This is a genomic window from Paraburkholderia phenoliruptrix (assembly GCF_019511605.1).
Lineage (GTDB): Bacteria > Pseudomonadota > Gammaproteobacteria > Burkholderiales > Burkholderiaceae > Paraburkholderia > Paraburkholderia phenoliruptrix_A.
In genome coordinates this window covers 102,478-127,880 of the sequence record NZ_JAEUAV010000014.1, presented here as the reverse complement: position 1 = coordinate 127,880, position 25,403 = coordinate 102,478, and the positions used below count along the sequence as shown (strand labels likewise).

At 63.4% G+C, this 25,403-nt stretch carries 22 protein-coding genes and 1 tRNA gene; 14 read left to right on the top strand and 9 right to left on the bottom strand.

Annotation, left to right across the window (positions count from 1 at the left end):
* Nucleotides 1–44 precede the first annotated feature (44 nt).
* A complete protein-coding gene (gene zwf / locus JNB89_RS18665) occupies nt 45–1,508 on the bottom strand; it encodes a glucose-6-phosphate dehydrogenase (protein WP_013338496.1) in 1,464 nt (487 codons plus the stop codon).
* A 509-nt stretch (nt 1,509–2,017) separates the two neighbouring features.
* On the opposite strand from zwf, the gene JNB89_RS18660 reads away from it, so the two are divergent.
* The 4 genes from JNB89_RS18660 (at nt 2,018) to JNB89_RS18645 (ending at nt 6,431) form a co-directional block, all read left to right on the top strand.
* Nucleotides 2,018–3,265 (top strand): ABC transporter substrate-binding protein, encoded by a 1,248-nt coding sequence (locus JNB89_RS18660; RefSeq protein WP_013338497.1) that lies wholly within the window; start codon nt 2,018–2,020, stop codon nt 3,263–3,265.
* 96 nt (nt 3,266–3,361) lie between these two features.
* A complete protein-coding gene (locus tag JNB89_RS18655; RefSeq protein WP_431026593.1) occupies nt 3,362–4,348 on the top strand; it encodes a carbohydrate ABC transporter permease in 987 nt (328 codons plus the stop codon).
* Entirely contained in the window at nt 4,338–5,195 is an 858-nt protein-coding gene (locus JNB89_RS18650; RefSeq protein ID WP_013338499.1) for a carbohydrate ABC transporter permease, read from the top strand. The genes JNB89_RS18655 and JNB89_RS18650 overlap by 11 nt, the downstream gene beginning before the upstream one ends.
* Nucleotides 5,196–5,315: 120 nt before the next feature.
* Nucleotides 5,316–6,431 carry an ABC transporter ATP-binding protein gene (locus JNB89_RS18645; protein WP_220363239.1) on the top strand — a complete coding sequence of 372 codons (1,116 nt, stop codon included), beginning with the start codon at nt 5,316–5,318 and terminating at the stop codon, nt 6,429–6,431.
* Nucleotides 6,432–6,577: 146 nt separating this feature from the next.
* On the opposite strand, the gene JNB89_RS18640 is transcribed toward JNB89_RS18645, so the two are convergent.
* The 5 genes from JNB89_RS18640 to trxB form a co-directional block, all read right to left on the bottom strand.
* On the bottom strand, nt 6,578–7,495 hold the full coding sequence (locus tag JNB89_RS18640) for a LysR family transcriptional regulator (RefSeq protein ID WP_013338501.1): 918 nt from the start codon (nt 7,493–7,495) through the stop codon (nt 6,578–6,580).
* A gap of 139 nt (nt 7,496–7,634) precedes the next feature.
* Nucleotides 7,635–8,294, bottom strand: coding sequence for a glutathione S-transferase family protein (locus tag JNB89_RS18635; RefSeq protein WP_220363238.1), 660 nt, complete (start codon nt 8,292–8,294; stop codon nt 7,635–7,637).
* Nucleotides 8,295–8,516: 222 nt separating this feature from the next.
* Complete coding sequence (locus JNB89_RS18630; protein ID WP_041728720.1) at nt 8,517–9,137, bottom strand: trimeric intracellular cation channel family protein; 621 nt, start codon at nt 9,135–9,137, stop codon at nt 8,517–8,519.
* Entirely contained in the window at nt 9,137–9,910 is a 774-nt protein-coding gene (locus tag JNB89_RS18625; RefSeq protein ID WP_041728722.1) for a Smr/MutS family protein, read from the bottom strand. Before JNB89_RS18625 ends, JNB89_RS18630 begins: the two co-directional genes overlap by 1 nt.
* A 208-nt stretch (nt 9,911–10,118) precedes the next feature.
* Nucleotides 10,119–11,120 carry a thioredoxin-disulfide reductase gene (trxB, locus tag JNB89_RS18620; RefSeq protein ID WP_013338505.1) on the bottom strand — a complete coding sequence of 334 codons (1,002 nt, stop codon included), beginning with the start codon at nt 11,118–11,120 and terminating at the stop codon, nt 10,119–10,121.
* A 316-nt stretch (nt 11,121–11,436) separates the two neighbouring features.
* Here trxB and JNB89_RS18615 point away from each other — a divergent pair, with 316 nt between their 5' ends.
* Together JNB89_RS18615 and lolA are read left to right on the top strand one after the other, a co-directional pair.
* Nucleotides 11,437–13,752 (top strand): DNA translocase FtsK, encoded by a 2,316-nt coding sequence (locus tag JNB89_RS18615; RefSeq protein WP_220363237.1) that lies wholly within the window; start codon nt 11,437–11,439, stop codon nt 13,750–13,752.
* A 267-nt stretch (nt 13,753–14,019) separates the two neighbouring features.
* A complete protein-coding gene (lolA, locus tag JNB89_RS18610) occupies nt 14,020–14,769 on the top strand; it encodes an outer membrane lipoprotein chaperone LolA (RefSeq protein ID WP_220363236.1) in 750 nt (249 codons plus the stop codon).
* Here lolA and JNB89_RS18605 read toward each other — a convergent pair.
* On the bottom strand, nt 14,766–15,683 hold the full coding sequence (locus JNB89_RS18605; protein WP_220363235.1) for a LysR family transcriptional regulator: 918 nt from the start codon (nt 15,681–15,683) through the stop codon (nt 14,766–14,768). The genes lolA and JNB89_RS18605 overlap by 4 nt on opposite strands.
* 195 nt (nt 15,684–15,878) lie before the next feature.
* Here JNB89_RS18605 and speB point away from each other — a divergent pair, with 195 nt between their 5' ends.
* On the top strand, nt 15,879–16,871 hold the full coding sequence (gene speB, locus JNB89_RS18600; RefSeq protein ID WP_035466157.1) for an agmatinase: 993 nt from the start codon (nt 15,879–15,881) through the stop codon (nt 16,869–16,871).
* 114 nt (nt 16,872–16,985) lie between these two features.
* Here speB and cytX read toward each other — a convergent pair whose 3' ends face one another.
* Both cytX and JNB89_RS18590 read right to left on the bottom strand, forming a co-directional pair.
* Nucleotides 16,986–18,311, bottom strand: a complete 1,326-nt coding sequence (cytX, locus tag JNB89_RS18595) for a putative hydroxymethylpyrimidine transporter CytX (protein WP_220363234.1) — start codon at nt 18,309–18,311, stop codon at nt 16,986–16,988.
* Nucleotides 18,312–18,376: 65 nt separating this feature from the next.
* Nucleotides 18,377–18,598, bottom strand: a complete 222-nt coding sequence (locus JNB89_RS18590) for a hypothetical protein (protein ID WP_220363233.1) — start codon at nt 18,596–18,598, stop codon at nt 18,377–18,379.
* Nucleotides 18,599–18,654: 56 nt separating this feature from the next.
* Between JNB89_RS18590 and JNB89_RS18585 the strand changes: the two genes are divergently transcribed.
* The 7 genes from JNB89_RS18585 to minD all read left to right on the top strand — a co-directional run bounded on the left by JNB89_RS18585 (nt 18,655) and on the right by minD (nt 25,397).
* A complete protein-coding gene (locus JNB89_RS18585) occupies nt 18,655–19,968 on the top strand; it encodes a replication-associated recombination protein A (RefSeq protein WP_013338511.1) in 1,314 nt (437 codons plus the stop codon).
* Between the two features lie 68 nt (nt 19,969–20,036).
* Nucleotides 20,037–21,332 (top strand): serine--tRNA ligase, encoded by a 1,296-nt coding sequence (gene serS, locus JNB89_RS18580; RefSeq protein ID WP_220363232.1) that lies wholly within the window; start codon nt 20,037–20,039, stop codon nt 21,330–21,332.
* A 154-nt stretch (nt 21,333–21,486) separates the two neighbouring features.
* Nucleotides 21,487–21,576: transfer RNA gene (locus JNB89_RS18575), tRNA-Ser, on the top strand.
* Nucleotides 21,577–21,830: 254 nt separating this feature from the next.
* On the top strand, nt 21,831–22,616 hold the full coding sequence (gene map / locus JNB89_RS18570) for a type I methionyl aminopeptidase (protein ID WP_013338513.1): 786 nt from the start codon (nt 21,831–21,833) through the stop codon (nt 22,614–22,616).
* A gap of 183 nt (nt 22,617–22,799) precedes the next feature.
* A complete protein-coding gene (locus tag JNB89_RS18565) occupies nt 22,800–23,333 on the top strand; it encodes a GNAT family N-acetyltransferase (protein ID WP_220363231.1) in 534 nt (177 codons plus the stop codon).
* 258 nt (nt 23,334–23,591) lie between these two features.
* A complete protein-coding gene (gene minC / locus JNB89_RS18560) occupies nt 23,592–24,479 on the top strand; it encodes a septum site-determining protein MinC (protein ID WP_220363230.1) in 888 nt (295 codons plus the stop codon).
* A 102-nt stretch (nt 24,480–24,581) separates the two neighbouring features.
* On the top strand, nt 24,582–25,397 hold the full coding sequence (minD, locus tag JNB89_RS18555) for a septum site-determining protein MinD (protein WP_013338516.1): 816 nt from the start codon (nt 24,582–24,584) through the stop codon (nt 25,395–25,397).
* The last annotated feature ends 6 nt before the right edge of the window (nt 25,398–25,403 follow it).

The following is a 25,403-nucleotide window of genomic DNA, read 5'->3' as shown; positions in this document are numbered from 1 at the left end:
CTCCGTGCTGCTTTTTTGTTAGCGCGGCGCAAGGCCGCCGCGAATCAGTTCTCTTCTTCGAGCCAGCAGGTGCCGTGCTGCGCGAGCATCGCGCTGGCGGCCGCGGGACCCCACGTGCCCGCCGCATACGGCTTGGGCGGCCGGTTCGAAGCCTTCCATTCGTTCAGGATCGGCTCGACCCATTTCCATGCCGCTTCCTGTTCGTCGCGTCGCACGAAGAGCGCGAGACGACCGTTGATCACGTCGAGCAGAAGACGTTGATACGCTTCCATCTGCCCTTCGCGGAAGAACTGGTCGAACGCGAGATCGAGGTGAACGCTTGCGAGGTTCATGCCTTCGCCCGGCTGCTTGGCGAGACAGTAAAGGCGAATGGTCTCGTTCGGCTGCAAACGGATCACCAGACGATTGGCGCCGGCGCGCAACGCCGAGGCGCCCAGCGCCGAATGCGGTACCGCGCGGAAATTCACCACGATTTCCGCGACGCGATCGGCCAGCCGTTTGCCGGTGCGCAGGAAAAACGGCACGCCCGCCCAGCGCCAGTTCTCTATCTCCACCTTCAGCGCGACGAAGGTTTCCGTCGTGCTGTTCTGCTTCACGCCAGGTTCAGTCGCATAGGCGGGCACCGAGGTGCCGCGAATCACGCCCGAATGATACTGGCCGCGCACCGCGACCTTGCCGATGTCGAGCGGATCGATGGGCTTTAGCGCACGCAGCACGCGCAGCTTCTCGTCGCGCACCGAGTCGGAGTCCATCGAGTGAGGCGGCTCCATTGCAACGATGGAAAGCAGTTGCAGCAGATGGTTCTGCACCATGTCGCGCAGCGCCCCGGTATTGTCGTAGAAATCGCCGCGCGCTTCGACACCGAGTTCTTCCGCAATGGTGATCTGGATGCTCTCGACCCACTCGCGGCGCCACAGCGGCTCGAACAGCGCGTTGCCGAAACGCAGCGCGAGCAGGTTCTGCACGGGCTCTTTGCCGAGGTAGTGGTCGATACGGTAGATCTGCTCTTCCGCGAAGATTTCGCCGACCGCGTCGTTGATCGCATTGGACGACTTCAGGTCGTAGCCGAGCGGCTTCTCGAGCACGATGCGCGCGTTTTCGTTCAGCCCCACCGACGCGAGCGCGCGGCAGATAGGCACGAACAGCGACGGACCGGTGGCCAGATAAAACACGCGGATGCCAGGCAGCGCCTGCACCGCATCGCGCAGCAGCACGAAGTCTTCGGGATTGCCGAGGTCGAGCTTCACGAACTCGATGCGTTCCAGAAAGCTGGCCCACGCGCTTTCGTCGACACCGTTCTTCGACACATGCGGCTTGACGTGCCCGTTCACCCACTCGAGGTATTCGCCGCGATCGCCGACATGGCGCGCAACCGCGACGATCTTGCCGCTGTCGGCCAGCATGCCGCCCGCACGATGTGCTTCGAAGAGGGCGGGGAGAATCTTGCGCATCGACAGATCGCCGGTTCCGCCGAAGAGAACGAAGGTGAAGCTTGAATCGGTTTGCATGAGTCTCCGTCGATGTCCTGAGGCCGCCGCGCGGACCGCTCACTGCTCGCGGAAGGGCGACCGTAGTCCGATAAAATATTTTTTGACACTGAATTGTAGTTTAACTACAATCCAAATCAAGAGGTAGCGCTAATTCGATGAAAAAAGCGTGCGCTGGCAGGCAGGTTGCGCGTTTCGCGAATCGGCAGGCGCCCCCTGCATGTTAACGACAAGTGGCGGACAACGCATGGCGGCATCGGCGGGCGGTCCCCTCGTTGAAGTGCAAGGCACCTCGAGTCTGCCGCGCGACGCGGGCGGGCAAAAATCAAAAGAGGAGACAGTCAGTTGCATCCCGAACCACTCATCTCTTGAGCTTCCAGCGACCGGACATCGGCCGCCGGCACATGCTCCGCGCATGCGCCCGACCATGCTCGATCGCCCAGTGTTTTGCCTGTTTTGAACCAACCACAGCACCCTGGCGACATCAGGGGCCATTTGTTTTTTGTTCAGGTGTCTGGAGGAGATAAGCAATGAAATTTCGCGCGATCATGGGCGCTCTGTGCGCCGCAGGTCTGATGTGTGGCGTCTCGGCTGCGCAGGCTGCCGAGTCGGTCGAAGTGTTGCACTGGTGGACTTCGGGCGGCGAATCGAAAGCCGTCGGCGTCCTCAAGGACGACATGACGAAGCAGGGTTACACGTGGAAGGACTTCGCGGTTGCGGGCGGCGCCGGCGCGGCTGCCATGACGGCACTCAAGACGCAGGTGATCTCGGGCAACGCGCCGAGCGCGGCGCAAATCAAGGGTCCGCTGATTCAGGACTGGGCTTCGCAGGGCGTGCTGGTGCCGATCGACTCGGTCGCGGGCGACTGGAAGAAGAACCTGCCGCCGGAAATCGACAAGATCATGCACGCTGACGGCCACTACGTCGCGGCGCCGTTCTCGGTGCATCGCGTGAACTGGCTGTACATCAACAAGGCTGCGCTCGACAAGGCGGGCGGCAAGGTGCCGACCACGTGGCCGGAGTTCTTCGCGGTCGCCGACAAGATGAAGGCCGCGGGTATCCAGCCGATCGCGATGGGCGGCCAGCCGTGGCAGGACCTGACGCTGTGGGAAGACGTCGTGCTGTCGCAAGGCGCGGACTTCTACAAGAAGGCGCTGGTCGACCTGGATGAAAAGACGCTGACTTCGGACAAGATGGTCGGCGTGTTCGACACGGTCCGCAAGATTCAAGGCTACTTCGACGCGGGCCGCACCGGCCGTGACTGGAACCTCGCCACCGCCATGGTCATCAACGGCAAGGCGGGCATGCAGTTCATGGGCGACTGGGCGAAGGGCGAATTCGCCAACGCCGGCAAGAAGTCGGGTGCGGACTACGTCTGCGCTGCCGTGCCGGGCACCGAAAAGTCGTACACGTTCAACGTCGACTCGTTCGTGTTCTTCCAGCAGAAAGGCCAGAAGGCTGCCACGCCGGGCCAACTCGCGCTCGCGAAGACCATCATGTCGCCGGAATTCCAGGAGCAGTTCAGCCTGAACAAGGGTTCGATTCCGGTGCGCCTCGGCGTGTCGATGGCAAAGTTCGACGACTGCGCGAAGAAGTCGTACGCGGATGAGCAAACCGCGATCAAGTCGGGCGGCTATGTGCCCTCGCTTGCTCACGGCATGGCTCAGCCGGATGCGGCAGCCGGCGCGATCTCCGACGTCGTCACGAAGTTCATGAACTCGCAGCAGGATTCGAAGAGCGCGGTTGCAGCGCTCGCGAAGGCAGCGAAAACCAAGTAAGTGAAGTTGCGAAGGGCGCGCCGGTGTATCGGCGCGCCCTTCGCGCCGTTGATCGCGTGAATTCGCGCCATCCGGTGGGTTGCCTGCACTTCGCCCATGCGGGTGCACGCGGCTTCACCTGACAGTTTCAGCAGGAGTCGAGTAGTGACTGCTTCTATCAGCGAAAACGGGAAAACGGCTACCGTCGCCCGCCGCGCGTCGCCCATGTCGGCCCTTGCCGATCGCTGGATTCCGAAGCTGGTGCTCGCACCCAGCGTCGTGATCAGCCTGATTTTCGTGTATGGCTTCATTGCCATTACGGGCTATCTGTCCATGTCGAACTCGCGGCTCATGCCGCGCTACGATTTCGTCGGCTTCGACCGTTACCGCGAACTGTTCGACAACGACGTGTTCTGGACCTCGGCCGCGAACCTCGGCTGGTTCGGCATTCCGTTCATCGGCATCTGCATTGGCCTCGGTCTCTTTCTCGCGATTCTGCTCGATCAGCAGATCCGCAACGAAGGCGCGCTGCGCGCCGTGTTCCTGTATCCGATGGCGCTGTCGTTCATCGTGACCGGCACGGCGTGGCAATGGATCATGACGCCGAGCATCGGCCTCGAAAAAGTCTTTCACGACTGGGGCTGGACGAGCTTCTCGTTCGGCTGGCTGGGCGACCCCGACAAGGCGATTTTCTGCGTGGTGATCGCCGCAGTGTGGCAATCCACCGGTTTCGTCATGGCGCTCTTTCTCGCGGGCTTGCGCGGCGTAGACGGCGAAATTTTCAAGGCCGCGCAGATGGACGGCGCGAACCTGCCCACCATCTACCGCAAGATCGTGATTCCGAGCATGCGCCCGGTGTTCTTCTCGGTGCTGCTGATTCTTTGCCACATCACGATCAAGACCTTCGACCTCGTCGTTGCATTGACAGCGGGCGGTCCGGGCACTTCGTCGTCGCTGCCGGCTATTTTCATGTACACGTTTTCGTTTAATCGCGGGCAGCTCGGCGTCGGCGCGGCATCGTCGATGATGATGCTGGCCACCGTCGTGGCCGTGCTCGTGCCGCTCATGTATCTGGAATCGAGGAGCACCCGCAATGCAGCCTAAGATGACGATCAGCCGTGCCGTCATTTACGCGGCCCTGGTTCTGTTTGCCCTGTACTTCCTGTTTCCGCTGTACGTGATGCTGTCCACGTCGTTCAAGGACATCGACCAGTTGCGCACCGGCAATCTGCTCACGCCGCCGTCGCACTGGACCGTGGATCCGTGGATCAAGGCATGGAGCGGCGCCTGCACCGGCGTGCGCTGCGACGGCATGCAACCGTTCTTCATGAACTCGGTGCGCATGGTGATTCCGGCGGTGCTGATTTCGTCGATCATCGGCGCGTTCAACGGCTACGTGCTCACGCACTGGCGTTTTCGCGGCGCCGATCCGATCTTCACGATGCTGCTGGTCGGCTGCTTCATTCCGTTCCAGGCAATCCTGTTGCCGATGGCGCGTTTCGAAGGCGCGCTCGGCCTGTCCAACACGACCACCGGTCTGGTAGTGGTGCACGTGATCTACGGTATCGCGTTCACGACCATGTTCTTCCGCAACTTTTACGTGAGCGTTCCGGCCGAACTCGTGAAGGCGGCGCGTATCGACGGCGCGGGTTTCTTCACGATCTTCACGAAGATCCTGCTGCCGGTGTCGCTGCCCATTTTCATGGTGTGCCTGATCTGGCAATTCACGCAGATCTGGAATGACTTCCTGTTCGGTATCGTGTTCTCCGGCGTGGACTCCATGCCGATCACCGTGGCGCTGAACAACCTCGTGAACACTTCGACCGGCGTGAAGGAATACAACGTGGACATGGCCGGCGCGATCATCGCCGCACTGCCGACCCTGCTCGTCTACATCGTGGCCGGACGCTATTTCGTGCGCGGCCTGACGGCGGGCGCCGTGAAGGGCTGACGCCTCGCGAGATCATCCGAGCGCGGCGGCGCTTCGTGCACCGCACATACGGGCACATGAGCACCGCCGCCATCCGACAAGACGCTTTCAAGCAGTACCAGAGACTAGAGGATTCACAGCATGGCAAGCCTTTCCATCCGTGACGTGTACAAGACTTACCCGAATGGGGTGCCGGTTCTGAAGGGTGTCAACATCGACATCGAAGACGGCCAGTTCCTGATTCTCGTCGGCGGCTCGGGCTGCGGCAAGTCGACGCTGCTCAACATGATTGCCGGCCTCGAAACGGTGACCAAGGGCGAGATCCAGATCGACGGCAAGACGGTGAACAACCTCTCGCCGAAAGACCGCGACATCGCAATGGTGTTCCAGTCGTACGCGCTGTATCCGTCCATGACGGTGCGCGAGAACATCTCCTTCGGCCTGAACATCCGCAAGGTGCCCAAGAGCGAGCAGGCGCAGATTGTCGAGCGCGTGTCGAACACGCTGCAGATCACGCACCTGCTCGATCGCAAGCCGGGGCAGTTGTCCGGCGGCCAGCGTCAGCGCGTGGCAATGGGCCGTGCGCTCGCGCGCGACCCGGTGATGTTCCTGTTCGACGAGCCGCTGTCCAATCTGGACGCCAAGCTGCGTATCGAGATGCGCTCGGAAATCAAGCTGCTGCATCAGCGCCTCGGCACGACGATTGTCTATGTGACGCACGACCAGATCGAGGCGATGACGCTCGGCGACCGCATCGCCGTGATGAAAGACGGCATCGTCCAGCAGTTCGGCGCACCGCAGGAAATCTACGACTCGCCGTCGAATCTGTTCGTGGCGGGCTTTATCGGCGCGCCGCCGATGAACTTCATTCAGGGCAAGCTGGTCGAGCAGGGTGCGGGCGTGGGCCTCGAACTGGATACCGGCGTGGCGCGCACCGCGCTGCTGCTGCCGTTCGACTCGGCCAAGGTCAAGTCGCATATTGGCCGTGAGGTGATTCTCGGCTTGCGGCCGGAGCGCATTACCGATTCGCGCGGCGCGCATGGCGACCACGGCAAGCTGCAGCAGATCGACGTGAAAGTCGACGTGATCGAGCCGACCGGTCCGGACACGCTGGTATTCGCGCAGGTCAACGGCAAGCGCGTGGTGAGCCGCGTGCACCCGGCATCGAACCCGCAGCCGTTGACGAACACCACGCTGTTGTTCGATACGTCGAAGGCGGTGCTGTTCGATCCGTCGAACGAAGAACGGATCGCTTAAGGCGAGACTTCTGACTCAATTTCGCACTGTCTGTTCGTGCAACGGAAAAGCCCCTTGGCTCGCGAGAGACAAGGGGCTTTTTCTTTTTGCTTCTTCTTTTTGCTTTTACTCGTGCGTTTGCTTCGGAAGAACCCGTTCCCCGCGCGTCAAGCGTCCGGAATGCGCAGGTCCGGATTGTTGCGCACGAGTTCCGTCACCCATTCGGTGAACGCGCGCAGCCGCGAGCTGAGATTTCGGCGATGCGCGTAGAGGATCGACAACGGCGTGCCCGGACTCGTGTAGTCGGTGAGGATCTCCTTTAGCACGCCGCGCTCGATCAGATGCGCAACCATGAAGCGCGACGGCTGGATGATGCCGTGGCCGAGCGCGCCCGCGCGAATGTAGACCGAGCCGTCGTTCACCGCGAGCACGCTTTTCATCGTGACCTTCGCGATCTCGCCGTTCACTTCGTATTCGAACGGAAAAGTTTTGCCGGTGCGCGCCGACACATAGTTGACCGCGCGGTGCTCGCTCAATTGATCGAGCGTGGTCGGCGTGCCGTATTTCTCCAGATAAGCCGGCGACGCGCACGTGACGATCCGCGCATGGCCAATGCGCCGCGCAACGAGGCTCGATTCCTCCGGCGTCCCCATGCGAATCACGCAGTCCACCGCGTCCTGAATCAGGTCGATGTTGCGGTCCGCGAGGCCGAGCCGCACGTCGATTTCAGGGTAGCGGCGGTAGAAGTCGTCGAGCGCGGGCAAGAGAAGCGCGCGGGCGAGCGTGCCCGAGGTGTCCACGCGAATCGTGCCCACCGGGTTTTCGCGCTTGTTCGACAGCGACGACTCAGCGTCCGCCACTTCCGCGAGAATGCGCACGCAGCGGTCGTAGAACAGCGCGCCGTCTTCGGTGACGCTGACCTGGCGCGTCGAGCGGTTCAACAGGCGTACGCCGACGTGTTCTTCGAGCGCCTGGATCGTGCGGCTCACCTTGGCGCGTGGCAGGTCGAGCGACTCGGATACTTTCGTGAAGCTGTTCGCCTCGACCACACGCGTAAATATCTCCATCGCTTCGAAACGGTCCATGTTTGGCCTTATGTGTAATTGCTGGAAATAGGTTTCGACGTGAAGTGTATAGGCTCGAATTAATGTTGTCCGCAACTGGGCGCCGCGGCGGTACCGCACGCGTTCCCGCCGTGTCCGTTCAGGCCGGGTTCGGCTGTGCTCAGTCCCTATCCGGCGCGCCGAGCGGGAACAGCGGGCGGTATGGCCGTGCTTCGTCCACCGCACGGGCAAACGACGGACGCGCCAGCAGACGCTCGCGATAGGCACGCACCTGCGCGAAGCGTGCGTCGATTGGGTGCGTCCAGTCGGCGTAAAAGAGCGCGGGCGCGGCCGCGCAATCGGCGAGGCTGAACGTGCCGCCTGCAGCCCATTCACGACCCGCCATGGTCCTGTCGAGCCACGCATAGGCTGTATCGAGCATCGCGCGCGCTTCGGCAACCCCGCGCTTGTCGCGTTCGGCTTCGGGGCGCAGGCTGTCGAACACGACCTTCTGCTGCGGCGTCGAAATATAGTTGTCGAAGAAGCGGTCCATGCCGCGCACCTCGAGCGCGGCGCGGGCGTCGGCGGGCAAGAGCGCCACCGGGCCTGGGTAGTGCAGCCCAAGGTATTCGATGATGATGCTCGCCTCCATCACCGTGTGCCCGCCGTCGACCAGAACGGGAAAGCGTTTGATTGGCCACAGTTCGGCGAATTCGGCCATGATCTGCGGATTGTCGTGCGCGAGCATGCGGAATTCGAACGGCGTACCGTTCTCGTACAGCGCGATCAGCGCCTTCTGGCAGTATGAGGAGAACGGGTGCGCGTATAGCTTGAGGCTCATCGTAATCACCTTCGGCGGTTCGACGCGTGCTGCGACCCGGTCGGGCCGCTCCGGACACGGCGTCCACACACGACGAACGGGCGCGGTGAAAATCGACACACCGCACGGCGCGAGCATGCGCTCGTCGCTTGGCCCGTCGCTCAGGCGGTCGCTGAGTCGGTCGCTCAGGCGGTCACTGATCGGTCGCCCAGTCGGTCACTCGCCCCGCAAAGCCAAACCCTGCTAATGCGGCAGGCGCACGTCGAAGCGGTACGTCGCGAGGCGCGCGAGCAGAATGAAGCCGGTGGCGATCAGCACGCTATACACCGTGTCGAAGTTCACGTAGTCCAGCAACACATACAGCCAGCAACCGACAAAAGCACAGGTCGCGTAGGGCCGCGAATCGCGCAGAATAAGCGGCACTTCGTTGCACAGCACGTCGCGGATCACGCCGCCGAACACGCCGGTGGCCACGCCCATCATCACGGACGTGAACCAGGGCATTTGCGCGTCGTGCGCGATGGAGGTGCCCGCAATGCTGAAAAGGCCAAGGCCGATCGCATCGGCCACCAGCAGCACGCGCTCGGACAAGAGGCGCGAGGTCATCTTGAGCAGCGTGGGCGCGAACAGCGACATCGCGAAGATCGCAATCAGGTAGTCCTGATGCTCGACCCAATAGAACGGCCGGCGCTCGAGCAGCACGTCGCGCAGCGTGCCGCCGCCGAAAGCCGTGGCGATTGCGACGAGAAACGTGCCGACCGCGTCGAGGCGCCGTGTCCTCGCCTCGATGAAACCGGAAATGGCGTACGCGAAGATGGCCAGCGCCTCCATGATGGAAAGCGCGAGCGTGAGTCTGGGGTGGATCACCGCGGCTCCGTCGAAGGTCTGGCGTGAGCCGGCGCCGCCCCCGGCTGAAGCAGCACCACCACCGCGCCGGCGCCGCCGTCATGCGGGCGGGCCTGGCAGAACGCGATCACTTCGTTCTTTTGCACGAGCCACGCCCGCACTTTGCCCTTCAGCACGGGTTCCTTGCCGATGGACCCGAGGCCCTTGCCGTGAATCACGCGCAGACAGCGCAAGCCGCGCTTGACCGACTCGCGGATGAACTCGGCCAGCGCCTCGCGCGCTTCTTCGCGGCGCATGCCATGCAGATCGATCTGCGCCTGCACGATCCAGTCGCCGCGCCGCAGTTTGCGCACGACTTCCTGGCTCACGCCGGGGCGGCAATAGGAGAGCGTTTCGTCGGTGTCGAGCAGTACTTCGGGGTCGTACTCGTCGGAGATGGCTTCGTGCAGCACCGCTTCTTCGTCGAGGAGGGTTTGCACCGGCAGCGGCGGCGGAGGATTGCGCGGCAACGATGCACGCGGCGGCACCGCGAGCGGCGCAACCTCGCCGATCTCGCGGCGAAACAGGTCGGCGTCCGCGGCTGCTTCGCGCTGTGCGGCGGCGGCCGCCGCGCGTTCGCGCTCGCGTTTTTGCGCGTCGATCTTCAATGCGTCGCGCAACGCGGAGAGGCCCGCGAGCCCCGCAGCCGGCTCGATGGCAGGCTTCGCGGCGGGCGTCGCCGGTTCGCGCGCGGCCGGCGCGGCGGCGCGTGCGCGCTTCGGCTCGTTCGGATGAGGGTGGTTCTTCGGCATAGCGGTAGTGGACGCGGAAAATGCGAAAAAAACGGCCTGAACGAGCTGATCGGCCAGCAATCCGGTCACGCGGCGCCTCGCGCAACCATGCTGCGGCTTCGCATGAAAAAAGGCCGCCGGCAAGTGAGCCGCGGCCTTTCATTCAGCTAGCAGCCGGGCAAGGCCCAGCCGCCATTTTACCGTTGCGTTGGCGTGCAGGCGCTTTGCATCAACGCTCGGCTTCCTGGCTCATCGCATGTTCGCCGGCCATCTCGTTGATGGTTTCCAGATAGCGCTGCGCGTCGAGTGCAGCCATACAGCCGGTGCCCGCGCTCGTGATCGCCTGACGGTACACGTGGTCCTGCACGTCGCCGGCCGCGAACACGCCCGGCACGCTGGTGGCCGTGGCAAAGCCGTTCAGGCCGCCCTTGGTGATAATGTAGCCGTTCTTCATCTCCAGTTGGCCTTCGAAAATGTCCGTGTTCGGCTTGTGGCCAATCGCGACGAAAAGGCCCTGCAAAGCGATGTCCGTCGTCTCGCCGGTTTGCGTATGCTTGATGCGCACGCCGGTCACGCCCGACTGGTCGCCGGTCACTTCGTCGAGCGTATGGTTCCATTTGATCTCGACGACGCCTTCCTTCTCTTTCGCGAGCAGGCGGTCGATCAGGATCGGCTCCGCGCGGAACTTGTCGCGGCGATGGATCACCGTGACCTTCTTTGCGATGCCCGACAGGTACAGTGCCTCTTCGACCGCGGTATTGCCGCCGCCGACCACGGCCACGTGCTGCTGCTTGTAGAAAAAGCCGTCGCACGTTGCGCACGCGGACACGCCCTTGCCCATGAACGCTTCTTCCGAGGGCAGGCCGAGGTATTGCGCCGACGCACCCGTCGAGATGATCAGCGAATCGCAGGTGTATTCGCCCGAATCGCCGATCAGGCGGATCGGCTTTTCATTGAGCTTCGCCGTGTGGATGTGGTCGAAGATGATTTCGGTGTTAAAGCGCTCAGCGTGCTCCAGGAAGCGCGCCATCAGTTCTGGGCCCTGCACGCCGTTGGCGTCGGCGGGCCAGTTTTCGACGTCGGTCGTGGTCATCAACTGGCCGCCTTGCGCAAGGCCGGTGACGAGCACCGGCGCGAGGTTGGCGCGCGCTGCGTAGACCGCGGCAGTGTAGCCGGCGGGACCGGAACCGAGAATCAGAACCTTGGCGTGTTTCGTGGAAGTTGCGGGCATGATCAAATCCTTTTACGGCGCGCTGCCCGCCCATGCGGGCAACGCGACTTGGCTGAAACTGTAGATGGGCATCAGTCGGCCATTATAAAGGGCGGGGCGGCCGCCTGCTCCATGAAGCTTTTCCATCGCAGCGATAGCCCGGCACATCGCTGCGCGCGGCGCGCGCGTGGCCAATCGGCCAGGTTACCGTCATTTACAGCCTGCCTTGGGGCACTGCGTTTACAATAGGCCGGATCGAAGTTTCGGGTCGACGGCGCCGTGCCCGCAGCCGCGCAGCGCCCGGCACACCGGACTGGCCACACAAGCAACAGGATCAATGGCAAAAGCTCCTTATTCCGCGAGCGCGCAGGCATTGCCGCACCGCATGTCGCGCCTCTTCACCGAAATCCGCTGGATCCTGCAGGTCGCGCTCGGCGTGTTCCTGCTGATGGCGCTCGTCAGCTACAGCCGGCGCGACCCGAGCTGGACGCACGCCGCGCAGGTCGATCACATCGCCAACTGGGCGGGGCGCGTGGGCGCGTGGACTTCGGACATTCTGCTGCTACTGTTCGGCCTGTCCGCCTACTGGTGGATCGTGCTGCTCGGCCGGCACATCTCCGCGAACTACAAGCGCATTACCCGTCACGAGGAATTGCCGGAAGACGCGCCGCGCGACACCACCTGGCTTGCGGACGCGTTCGCGTTCATGCTGGTGCTGCTCGCCTGCGACGGTATCGAGGCGCTGCGCATGTGGTCGCTGAAGGTGCAATTGCCGCGCGCGCCGGGCGGCGTGATCGGCGAGACGGTCGCGCGCGGTGTCTCGCATGCACTCGGCTTCACGGGCGGCACGCTGGCGTTGCTGATCGTGCTGGCCATCGGCCTGTCGCTGTATTTCCGCTTCTCGTGGCTCTCCGTGGCGGAAAAGGTCGGCGAGTCGATCATCTCGGCCGTCACCTTTGCAAAGCTGCGCCGCGAGGCGGGGCGCGATCGCAAGCTGGGCGAGGCGGCCGCCGTCAGGCGCGAGGGCAAGGTCGAGAAGGGCCGCGTGCGTATCGAGGAACACGAGCCGGTAGTGATCGTGCCGCCGGTCGTCACGCCGGCCAAGTCGGAGCGGGTCGAAAAAGAACGGCAGGTGCCGCTGTTCACCGATCTGCCCGGCGATTCCACGCTGCCGCCCATTTCGCTGCTCGATCCCGCGCCCGCCGCGCAGGAAACCATCTCCGCAGATACGCTCGAATTCACCTCGCGTCTGATCGAGAAGAAGCTCAAGGACTTCGGAGTGGAGGTGAGCGTGGTCGCTGCCTATCCGGGCCCCGTCGTCACGCGCTATGAGATCGAGCCGGCCACCGGCGTGAAGGGCAGCCAGATCGTGAATCTGGCGAAAGACCTCGCGCGTTCGCTGTCGCTCGTGTCCATTCGCGTGGTCGAAACGATTCCGGGCAAGAACTACATGGCCCTCGAATTGCCGAACCAGCGCCGCCAGACCGTGAGTCTGTCGGAGATTCTCGGCTCGGCGGTTTATGCGGACGCCGCCTCGCCGCTGACCATGGGCCTTGGCAAGGACATCGGCGGCAAGCCCGTGTGCGCCGACCTCGCGAAGATGCCGCACCTGCTGGTGGCCGGCACCACCGGCTCGGGCAAGTCGGTGGGTATCAACGCGATGATTCTGTCGCTGCTTTACAAGGCGAGCGCCGACCAGGTGCGCATGATCCTGATCGATCCGAAGATGCTCGAAATGAGCGTCTACGAAGGCATTCCGCATCTGCTCTGTCCGGTCGTGACGGACATGCGCCAGGCCGGCCACGCGCTCAACTGGGCAGTCGCCGAAATGGAGCGCCGCTACAAGCTGATGAGCAAGCTCGGCGTGCGCAATCTCGCGGGCTACAACAACAAGATCGACGAAGCCGCAAAGCGCGAGGAAAAGCTGCCGAACCCGTTCAGTCTCACGCCGGACGATCCTGAACCGCTCACGCGCCTGCCGAACATCGTGATCGTGATCGACGAACTCGCGGACCTGATGATGGTGGTCGGCAAGAAGGTCGAGGAACTGATCGCGCGGATCGCGCAGAAGGCGCGCGCGGCGGGTATCCATCTGATTCTCGCGACGCAGCGTCCGTCGGTCGACGTGATCACGGGTCTTATCAAGGCAAACGTGCCGACGCGAATGGCGTTCCAGGTGTCGTCGAAAATCGACTCGCGCACGATTCTGGACCAGCAGGGCGCGGAATCGCTGCTCGGCATGGGCGACATGCTGTATCTGCCGCCGGGCAGCGGCTTGCCGGTGCGCGTGCACGGCGCGTTCGTGTCCGACGAGGAAGTGCACCGCGTGGTCGACAAGCTCAAGGAGCAGGGCGAGCCGAACTATATCGAGGGCATTCTGGAAGGCGGCGTGACCGGCGAGGGCGACGAAGGCTCCGCGGGTGCCGGCGGCGGCGGCTCGGGCGACGGCGAGTCCGACCCGCTCTACGACCAGGCGGTGGACGTGGTGCTGAAGAACAAACGCGCGTCCATTTCGCTGGTGCAGCGGCATTTGCGCATCGGCTATAACCGCGCGGCGCGTTTGCTCGAGCAGATGGAAAACTCGGGCGTCGTGTCGGCCATGTCGTCGAACGGCAATCGCGAGATTCTCGCGCCGGCGCGCGAGGCGGACTGAGCGCAAGGGCTCGTGTCCGTCTGTAACGTCCGTTTCCAGACGTTTGCTCCTAAGCTTCGCTTAAGACTCGCTGCCTAAGCTGCGGTCCAAACCCCAAGACGGCTTGGGAGCGGGTTCAGTCTCACGCGTATGTGCCGAGGTCCGCGAATCGCGCGCCGTATCTGACGCTGCGCGCGGTTTTGCGAGAGGCCGCAAGCAACACGACTATCACCACGCGCCGCGACCAGCTCGGCCGTTCAACGAATTCAAATCAAGGGAGAAAACCATATGCAGCTATTCGCGCAGCAGTATGCCCAGTCAAGCAACTCCGGCCGGTTTGCCCGCCTGGCTCGCAGCGTGGCGCGCGGTGTCGGCGCGGCGGCGCTCGGCGCGTCGATGCTGGTCGCTTCGCAGGCTTTCGCGAGCGGTACCGAGCAATTGAAGACGTTCGTCGCGCAGGTTCACTCCGCGCGCGGCACCTTCGTGCAGCAGGAAGTGCGCGCGCCGGGCAAGGCGCAGGCGGCCAGCAGCCCGAGCGCCGGGAGCGGCGTGCTGTCTACCAACGGCGGCGGCAGGAACAGCACGTCGAGTGGCACATTCACGTTTGCGCGCCCGGGCAAGTTCATCTGGCAATACGAAAAGCCCTACGCGCAACTGCTGCAAGCGGACGGCGACAAGCTGTACGTGTATGACAAGGACCTGAACCAGGTGACCGTGCGAAGCCTCGGCGGCGCGCTCGGCGCGAGCCCGGCGGCCATTCTGTTCGGCAGCAACGATCTGGACAAGAACTTCACGCTGCGCGATGCGGGCGTGAAGGCCGGCATCGACTGGCTCGAACTGACGCCGAAAACGAAGGACACGCAATTCCAGCGCGTGGGCATCGGCTTCAAGGACGGCAATCTGCAAGCAATGGAATTGCACGACGTATTCGGCAACGTGACGCTGCTGACGTTTTCCAACATCCAGAAGAATCCGCCGTTGCCGGCGGACGCGTTCAAGTTCACGGTGCCCAAGGGTGCGGACGTGATCAACGGCTAGTTTTGCTGCCGTAGGTTTGAGGCATGCGCGGCCTTCATATCGTCGAGAAACGCTTCGACAATATCGGTTCGTTGCCGCCGTGCCCGGGTGACCATATGAAACGTGACCCGATAGCGCATGAGCGCCGGGTTCAGTGCGGCGAGCAGACCTTGCTCGACGAACGGCGCCGCGAAGTGCTCCGGTAGATAGCCGAGGTGATGCCCGGAAAGCACGAGCATGGCGACGGCTTCCATGTTGTCGGCCACGGCGGTGACATTGCGGGCAGGCGCCGCATTTTCGGCTTCGGGTAACGGATAGCTGCGCCACGCCCATTCGTGCGCCGCGGCCTGCGCGGGCGTTACGCGCCCGGCGCGCTCAAAGAGCGGATGCCCCTTCGCGCAGTAGGCGAACTGCTCTTCGGCAAATATCTCGGTGTATTCGAGCGACGGCACCCGATGCCAGAAATAGCCGATGCCGATCTGAATCCGCCCGTTGAGCAGCAGTTCTTCGAGTTCGCCGGGCGAGCGCACGAGAATCGAGAATCGCACCGACTGATCGCGCGAGCGAAAACGGCCAATCGCGTCGCTGATTCGCGCGCTTGCCGACACCGGCGTATGGCCGATCATCCCAATGTCCAGCGTGCCGACCAGCTTGCGGCCCACATTGCGCGCCTCTATGCCGAAGTTGTCCACTGCATCGAGCAGCGCGCGAGCGGCGTCGACAAACTGCTCGCCGCGCGCGCTCAGCCGGAAGCCGCCGCGGCCGCGTTCGCATAGCCGGTAGCCGAGGCGCGTTTCCAGCGTGGCGAGCTGGGTGCTGATGGTGGACTGGCCGACATTGAGCGTGGCTTGCGCGGACGAGACGCCGCCCGCGTCGACAATTGCGAGAAATACGCGGATGAGCCGCAGGTCGAGGTCGGTGAGTTGGGAGAACATGCGTCAGCATACATCGCTCGGGATCGATGTGAAGGTTTTTGCGCGGCTATTTGAGGATCCGCAAAGTTGCTCAAGAATGAAGGTTCACCCGGCAGGAGGCGTGCGGGCGGCCTGAACGTTCGCTGCTTCGCGCCGGTTCCGCGGGTTTTTACGCCAGTTCCGCGCCTGTTGCGCTGCTTTCATTGCCGAGCCACGATGAATACTTCCTCTTTCATTTCCCCCGAAGCCGGCGAGCGGCCGCAACCGCTCTCCGGCAATGCAATGCCGCGCTGCGGCGGCATTGCGACGATGATGCGTTTGCCGAATGTCGGCTCCGCTGCGGGATTCGATGCCTGTTTCGTCGGCGTGCCGTTCGATCTGGGAACCTCCAACCGCACGGGCGCGCGCTTCGGGCCGCGCCAGATTCGCAGCGAGTCGGTGCTGCTGCGCCCCTACAACATGGCGACGCGCGCAGCGCCGTTCGATTCGCTGCGCGTGGCCGACCTCGGCGACGTGGCCATCAACCCGTACAACCTGCATGACTCGATTGCGCGAATCGAAACCGCGTATGACGAGATTCTGCAGCACGATTGCAAGCCGGTCACGTTAGGCGGCGATCACACGATAGCGTTGCCGATCCTGCGCGCGATTCATCGCAAGCACGGCAAGGTGGGACTGATTCACGTCGACGCGCATGCAGACGTCAATGACACGATGATGGGAGAAAAAATCGCTCACGGCACGCCGTTTCGTCGCGCGGTGGAGGAGGGCTTGCTCGACTGTGAGCGCGTCGTGCAGATCGGTCTGCGCGGCACCGGCTACGCTGCCGAAGACTTCGACTGGTGTCGCGATCAGGGCTTCGAGGTCGTGCAGGCCGAAGCCTGCTGGAACCAGTCGCTCGCACCGCTGATGGCGCGCGTGCGCGAGCGCATGGGCAATGCGCCGGTCTATCTGACATTCGACATCGACGGGATCGATCCCGCTTTCGCGCCTGGCACCGGCACGCCGGAAATCGCCGGACTGACGGTGCCGCAGGCGCTCGAAATCATTCGCGGCGCGCGCGGTTTGAACATCGTCGGGTGCGATCTGGTGGAGGTCGCGCCGCCGTACGATCCGTTCGGCACCACGGCGCTGCTCGGCGCCAACCTTGCGTTCGAGTTGCTATGCGTGCTGCCGGGCGTCGAATATCGGACGCCTGTACGCCTGTAGCTCGCTGAACCGGCTCGCGACGCGAGTTGCCGCAGAAAAGCTGCGCAATGCGTCACACGCAAAGAAAAGGCCTGCAAATGCAGGCCTTTTTTCATCGGCAGGCAAAGAGACCGCTTACGCGTAGGCCGTCTTGCGCGTCGAGACGAAGACGAGATAGCACACCGCACCGATTACCAGCGAGGGCAACGTCGCGCCCAGATTCGGCAGCCATTGGTTGATCGCCTGATAAGCCGCTATGCCGATCGCCCACGCAATGAACGCGCTCAGATGCCAGCCTGCCGAAAAGCCATAACGACCGCGCACGTCGGCAAGCGCGGCCGCTTCGATGCGGCGCTTGCGCACGATGAAGTGGTCCACCAGCACCACGCCGAAGAGCGGCGCGAACACCGAGCCGATCAGCAACAGGAAGTTCTGATATTTCGCCATCGGCACGAGCAGCGCGATCAACGTGCAAAGCGCGCCGAATGCCGCCGAGAGCATCGGCACACTGCCGCGCGCCCAGAAGGTTCCCGTCGACACGGCCGCCGAATGAATGTCGGCAAATGCATTGTCGACTTCGTCGATCAGGATCAGCAGCAGCGCGAGGCCGCCGCCCGCCTGCGCGAGCGCGCTCGTGAGCAGCGCGTCGCCGCCGCCCGCGGCGAGGCCGTAGACCGCGCCCAACGCATAGAACCACAGGTTCGCGATGCCGTAGCCAAGCAGCGTGCCGCGAAACGTCTCGCCGGCGCGGCGGCCAAAGCGGGTGTAGTCCGCGATCAACGGCAGCCATGAGAGCGGCATGGCGACCACTAGGTCGATCGCGCCGCCGAACGACATCTCGCCGGTGCCGGGCTTGCGCAACATTGCCGCCAGGTCGTGCTGCGCGAGCAGATTCCACGTGAGCCACGCCGCGCCCGCGAGCAGCAGCCAGATACCCCAGCTGCGCAGAAAACGCCGCACAAACGAGAGCGGACCGCTGATCGCGAGCAGCGTCGCAAGCAGCCCGAACACGACGGTCCAGATGAGCGGCATCGAGAAACCGAATGCCTGCTTCGCGAGGGCGTCGGCGGAATCGCGCATCACGATCACTTCGAACGCGCCCCAGCCGACCAGTTGCACGGCGTTCAGCACCGCGGGTACCGAGGCGCCGCGCACGCCGAGCGTCGGCCGCAGCGACGACATCGCGGCGAGTCCCGTGTCCGTGCCGATCACGCCCGCGAGCGCGAGCAGGACCACGCCGATCGCGCTGCCTATAGCGATGGCGAGCAACGCATGCGCAAGCGACAGGCCGGGCACCAGCAGCGCGCCGGCCTGAGCGACGAGCAGGCCGATGCCGAGCGAGAACCAGAGGGCAAATGCGTCGCCGGTGCCAAACGCGCGCCGTGCGTCGGGCACCGGCGTGAGCGGTGCGTAGGTGGAGCCGGCGTCGCCGGCGAGTGGGTCGGGTGTTGCTTGTGTCATCGGGTCTTGTCCCTGCGTGGTGTGTCTAGGTGCCGATTTTGTTGCCGGTGTTGCTGCTGGTTGTGTTACTGGTTTCGCTGCTGGTCTTGTTGTTGGTCTTGTTGCTGGTCTTGTTGCTGTTGTGCGGCTCGTCGGCCGCGCAGCGGGCCGGCCGCGAACGCGCTTCGCTCGCGCAAGGCGCCGTGGCTGTCATAATGCAGGACGTTGCCCGCGTGTTGGTTGCGCGTTGGTTGCCTGTTCGCCGCGCGGGTCTGGCGCTTGTCCGGCAGCACGGCGCCTGCGCCCATCGCAGATGCCGTCGCGCGAAGCGCGTCCGGAAAGCCGAGATTATCCCCAAAACGTCATGTTCGAAGAAACCCGTGCCAATGTCCCGCTCGCCGAACGGCTGCGGCCCCGCAATATCGACGAAGTGATCGGCCAGAAGCACCTGCTCGGCCCGAACAAGCCGCTGCGGGTCGCATTCGAGTCCGGCCAGGCGCATTCGATGATCCTCTGGGGCCCGCCCGGCGTCGGCAAGACCACGCTCGCGCGGCTCATGGCGGACGCGTTCCACGCGCAGTTCATCGCGCTGTCGGCGGTGCTCTCCGGCGTGAAGGACATTCGCGAGGCGGTCGAGACCGCGCAGGTCCACCGCGCGAATGGGCATCAGACGCTGGTGTTCGTCGACGAGGTGCATCGCTTCAACAAGAGTCAGCAAGACGCGTTCTTGCCGCACGTGGAGTCGGGACTTTTCGTGTTCGTCGGCGCGACAACGGAAAATCCGTCGTTCGAGGTGAACAGCGCGTTGCTCTCGCGCGCCGCCGTGTATGTGCTGAAAAGCCTCGACGAGGACGAGTTGCGCGAACTGCTCGCGCGCGCGCAGCACGAACTGGGCGGCCTGACGTTCACCGACGAAGCGCGCGACGCGCTGATCGGCTCCGCGGACGGCGACGGCCGCAAGCTCCTGAACAACCTGGAGATCGTCGCGCGCGCCGCTTCGCAGCAGAAGACGACGGAGATCGACGGCGCGTTGCTCGGCAGCGCGCTCGCCGAAAATCTGCGCCGCTTCGACAAGGGCGGCGACGCGTTCTACGACCAGATCAGCGCGCTGCACAAGTCGGTGCGCGGCAGCAGTCCGGACGGCGCGCTGTATTGGTTCTGCCGGATGCTCGACGGCGGCGCGGACCCGCGTTATCTGGCGCGCCGCATCGTGCGCATGGCGTGGGAGGACATTGGTCTGGCCGACCCGCGCGCCGCGCGCATCGCACTCGATGCCGCCGAAACCTACGAGAGGCTCGGCACGCCCGAGGGCGAACTGGCGCTTGCGCAGGCGATCATCTATCTGGCGGTCGCGCCCAAGTCCAATGCCGGCTACAACGCGTACAACGAAGCGCGGCGCTTTGTCAGCAAGGACAAGTCGCGCGGCGTGCCGGTGCATTTGCGCAACGCGCCGACGCGGCTCATGAAGGAGCTCGGCTACGGTCACGAGTATCGCTACGCGCACGACGAACCCGACGCCTACGCGGCCGGCGAGACCTATCTGCCGGACAACATGCGCGATCCGCATTGGTACACGCCGACGCCGCGCGGACTTGAAGGCAAGATTGGCGAGAAGATGGCGCGCCTTGCCGAACTCGACGCGCAATGGCGCAGCGAGAACAAGCCGAAGAAGGGCTGAGACTATCCGGCGCGCGGCGCCGGTGCGCTAAAATCCCACCTTCACACAACGAATACCCGCCCCATCCCATGCTCGACATCCAGTTGCTGCGCAAAGACCTCGACGGCGTCGCGAAACGCCTCGCCGACCGCGGCTATGCCCTCGACGTCGCGGCTTTTACCGCGCTCGAAGCGGAACGCCGCGATACCCAGACCCGTACCGAAGAACTGCAGGCACGCCGCAACAGCCTGTCCAAGCAGATCGGCGCGATGAAAGGGCGCGGCGAGGACACCTCGGCGCTGATGGCCGAAGTAGGCGGCATTGGCGACGAGATGAAGGCGTCGGCGGCAAAGCTGGACGATATTCAGAAGCGTCTGTCGGATCTGCTGCTGGGCGTGCCGAATCTTCCGCATGAGAGCGTGCCGGTGGGACGCGACGAGGCAGATAACGTCGAAGTGCGCCGCTGGGGCACGCCGCGTCAGTTCGACTTCGAAGTGAAAGATCACGTGGATGTGGGTGCGCCGCTCGGCCTCGACTTCGAGACCGGCGCGAAGCTCTCGGGTGCGCGCTTCACGATGCTGCGTGGCCAGATCGCGCGGCTGCACCGTGCGCTCGCGCAGTTCATGATCGACACGCATACGCAGCAGCACGGCTATACGGAGATTTACACGCCGTATATCGTGAATCCGGAGATTCTGTACGGCACCGGCCAACTGCCCAAGTTCGCAGACGACATGTTCCGCGTCGAGAAGGGCGGCGGCGAAAACACGGTGACGCAATATCTGATTTCCACATCGGAAATTTCGCTAACGAACACGGTGCGCGAGAGCATCGTCGAAGGCAATGCGCTGCCTATCAAGCTGACCGCGCATTCGCCGTGCTTCCGTTCGGAAGCAGGCTCGTACGGGCGCGATACGCGCGGCATGATCCGTCAGCATCAGTTCGACAAAGTCGAGATGGTGCAGATCGTGGCGCCGGAAACGTCGTACGACGCGTTGGAACAGATGGTCGGCCATGCGGAGACAATCCTTCAGAAGCTCGAACTGCCGTACCGCGTGATCACGCTGTGTACGGGCGACATGGGCTTTTCGGCGACCAAGACTTATGACCTCGAGGTGTGGTTGCCGGCGCAAAACACCTATCGCGAAATTTCGAGCTGCTCGAATACGGAGTCGTTCCAGGCTCGCCGGATGCAGGCCCGTTATCGCAACGCGCAAGGCAAGCCCGAACTGGTGCATACGCTGAACGGCTCGGGGCTCGCGGTCGGCCGCACGCTCGTGGCCGTGCTGGAGAACTTCCAGAACGCGGACGGCTCGGTCACGGTGCCCGCTGCATTGCGGCCGTATCTGGGCGGTGTGGAACGGCTGGAAGTGCCGGCGGCCTGAGTTGCATTGCTGCGGGGCGCTCCTCTGAATTTTTTTCGATGAGGGGCTTGGAAAACCAGATTAGCTGTTCTATAATCTTCCTCTCTCAAGCAGCGACCCGCTTGAACCTGACAAATCCGCCCGGCTTCATGAGTGGCGGTAAGTTGGAAAACACGGAAAGGTGGCAGAGTGGTCGAATGCGCCGGACTCGAAATCCGGTGTACCTTTAGGGGTACCGTGAGTTCGAATCTCACCCTTTCCGCCAGATTTTTAAAACAGGCCCTTCGGGGCCTGTTTTTGTTTCTGGTCGAGCATTGTGATGGTCCTTTGAATGTCGCGCAGGTGTTCCGCTTTTATAAGCGATCCTAAGCGAATGCGCGACGACAGTGCCAACGCCAACAAGCGGATGCCGACCTAAGCTGTCATTGCGCCTGCCTGCCACCGGCCCCTTCCCGATCCTCTGTACAATTGGCCGTTCGATTGAACATCGAACCACCTTCGAACCTAGCGACCGAATTCATGGCCATTACCTACAAGACTCCCGACGACATCGCCCGGCTGCGTATTTCGGGCCGCCTCGCGGCCGATGTGCTGGCCATGATCGGCGAGCACGTCAAGGCCGGTGTCTCCACCGAAGAACTGGACGCGCTGTGCAACGACTACATCGTCAACACGCAGAAGTCGATTCCGGCGAACGTCGGCTATCTCGGCTTTCCAAAGACGGTATGCACGTCGGTCAACCAGGTCGTGTGCCACGGCATTCCGAACCGCAACGAGGTGCTCAAGGACGGCGACATCATCAACATCGACGTAGCTATCATCAAAGACGGCTATTTCGGCGACACGAGCCGCATGTACGTGGTCGGCGAGCCGAGTCCCGTGGCGCGCCAACTGGTCGACACGACCTATGAAGCCATGCTCGCGGGCATCCGCGAAGTGAAGCCGGGCGCCACGCTTGGCGATGTCGGCCATGCGATCCAGAAGATCGCGCAGCGCGATGGTTTTTCGATCGTGCGCGATTATTGCGGCCACGGCATCGGCAAGGTGTATCACGAAGAGCCGCAGGTCCTGCACTACGGTCAGCCGGGGCAGGGCCTGCGTCTGAAGCCCGGCATGGTCTTTACCATCGAACCCATGATCAACGCGGGCCGCGCAGGCACCACCGTTCTGCGCGACGGCTGGACGGTGGTGACGAAAGACCGCTCGCTGTCGGCGCAATGGGAACACATGATCGCCGTCACCGACGACGGCTACGAACTCCTTACGCCCTGGCCGGACGGCACCGGCGGCTACGAGGCGCCCTAGCCTGCAAGGTCACCCCGCGAACAGGCACACGTGCACGGCGCCGGGCGCGGCAAATGCTGCGAACCTGTTGCGCGCTTTGCGAGAACCCGTTCGCGCGATAAGATCGCCCGGCAAAGAATGATTTGACTCGCACGCCGGTTCGGTTAAAGCTACGCCTTAAGGCTTCAAGGGGTTTTCGTCTGCATGAGTCCGTCATTGACCGTTCGCCGTATCGCCGCTGATCAGGGCGCCGTTTTTCGCGAACTCCGTACTGCGTCGCTGCGCGAGGCGCCCTATGCCTTTGGCGCGACCCTGGAAGACGCATTGTCTGCGGATGCCGCCAGCTTTGACGTCATCGCCGCGAAGCACGCGGTTTCTCTGACCGTCAGCACTTTTATTCTCTATACCGAAGGTCATCCGGCCGGACTCATCGAAGCGCATTTCGAAGAGGTCCCGGGGCGCCGTGCTTTTGTCTGCGAGCTATGGGTGGCGCCGGCGGTCCGGCATCTGCGCGGCGGGGAACTGCTAGTCGACACCGCGAGCGGCTGGCTCGCCAGCGAAGGCGCCACGGAAATCTATGCGTGGGTCGCGGACTCCAATCGCAACGCCATGCGCTTTTACGAAGCGCTCGGTTTTGGGCCGACCGGCGAGCATCGGCGCATGGCTCGTGCACCGGAGCAGGCCGAAAGCCTGCTGGTTCGCCACGTACCATCTTCGTCGCCCGCAGTTGCTGTGTGATTGACCTGCAATTCATCTGTGGTTGACGCGTGATCCCACCGAGCGGCGCAGCAGTTCTGCCGCCCGTCTGCATGTCTTGCCTGTTCCCTTCGTCTGCGCGCCTGTAGCTCGATGGCTGCCGTGCATCGTCCGTCCATGTGCGGCGCTGTGCGATCGTTTTGCGCGGACAACGTGCGATTGTCAGCCGCGCTGTCGGGCAAAAAATCTCGCCGCGCGCGTGGACGCCTGTAAAATACGCAAAATTTTTTGCCGAACGCTATGTCGCCCAAGAAATCGCCTTTTTTCGAACTTCGCAGCGGTTCCGTCGACACGCTCCTTTTTGTGGTCAAGACGACTGACCTCGACGCCATGCGTGCTGAGCTGACCCGGCGCTTCGAGGCGACCCCCGAATTCTTCGCTAACGACGTTGTCGCGATCGACGTGCGCCGCCTCACGGAGAACGAGCGTGTGCCGCTTGCCGACATCGCGCAACTGCTCGAGAGCGTGCGCATGCGGCCGGTCGGCGTGGTCGCAGAGACGCAGCAGTCGTGGGCGGCGGAATCCGCGTTGCCGCTTCTCGAAGCGCGCGATCGTCGCGGCGCGACCGCAAAACCGGCTGATGAAGATGCGGCGAGCGCGTCGGCAGCAAACGGCGCGGCAGGTCTCGCGACAGACGGCGCGCAGGGTGCAGGCGGTGAAATCGGTGCAGTCAGTGCAGACAATCCAGGCGGTGCTGCCGCCGCGGCAGGCACGAATGCCGCGCCGGGCGCCACCGCAGCCGGCTCGCCGGAGGCTGCGCCCGCCGCCGAACCCGTGCGCCTCGCCACTTCGTCGCAAACCATGGTGGTCGAAAAGCCGCTGCGCTCGGGCCAGCGCATCTACGCAAAGGGCGATCTGGTTGTGCTCGGACTCGTGAGCTACGGCGCGGAAGTCATTGCGGAAGGCAATATCCATATCTATGCGCCGTTGCGCGGCCGCGCGCTTGCCGGCGTGCAAGGCAATCACGACGCGCGCATTTTCTGCACGTGTCTCGAACCGGAACTGATTTCGATCGCGGGTATCTATCGGACCACCGAAAACCCGCTGCCGGCCGACGTACTCGGCAAGCCCGTGCAGATCTGGCTCGAAGAAGAAAAGTTGATGATCGAACCATTGCGGCTCACGTAAGCGCCGCGAAGCGCGCCGTGCCCGGGCTTTGCGGCAGGCGGCGCTTTGCACGAACTACGGCCGCACATAATTGACGAATTTGACGAACACAAGGTAAGGGTAATGGCAAAAATCATTGTGGTGACATCGGGCAAGGGTGGCGTGGGCAAGACGACCACGAGCGCGAGTTTTGCATCGGCCCTCGCATTGCGGGGCAGCAAAACCGCCGTGATCGACTTCGACGTCGGCCTGCGCAACCTCGATCTCATCATGGGCTGCGAGCGCCGCGTGGTGTACGACCTGATCAATGTGATCCAGGGCGAAGCCAATCTGAACCAGGCGCTCATCAAGGACAAGAAGTGCGAGAACCTCTTCATTCTTCCGGCCTCGCAAACGCGCGACAAAGACGCGCTCACGATGGAAGGCGTCGAGAAGGTCATTAACGACCTGATCGCAATGGACTTCGAATACATTGTGTGCGATTCGCCGGCCGGTATCGAATCGGGCGCGCTGCTCGCCATGCACTTCGCCGACGAGGCGCTGATCGTGACGAACCCGGAAGTGTCGTCGGTGCGCGACTCGGACCGCATCCTCGGCATTCTTTCGTCGAAGACCAAGCGCGCCATTGAAGGCAAGGAGCCGATCAAGGAGCATCTGCTGATCACGCGCTACAACCCGAAGCGCGTGAGCGAAGGCGAGATGCTGTCGCTCACGGACATTCAGGAAATTCTGCGCATCGACCTGATCGGCGTCATTCCGGAATCGGAAGCCGTGCTGCACGCGTCGAACCAGGGTTTGCCGGCCGTGCACCTGGACGGCACCGACGTCGCCGAAGCCTATAAAGACGTCGTATCGCGTTTCCTCGGCGAGCAGAAATCGCTTCGCTTTATCGATTACCAGAAGCCCGGGCTGCTGCAGCGCCTCTTCGGCACCAAGTAAGGGGAG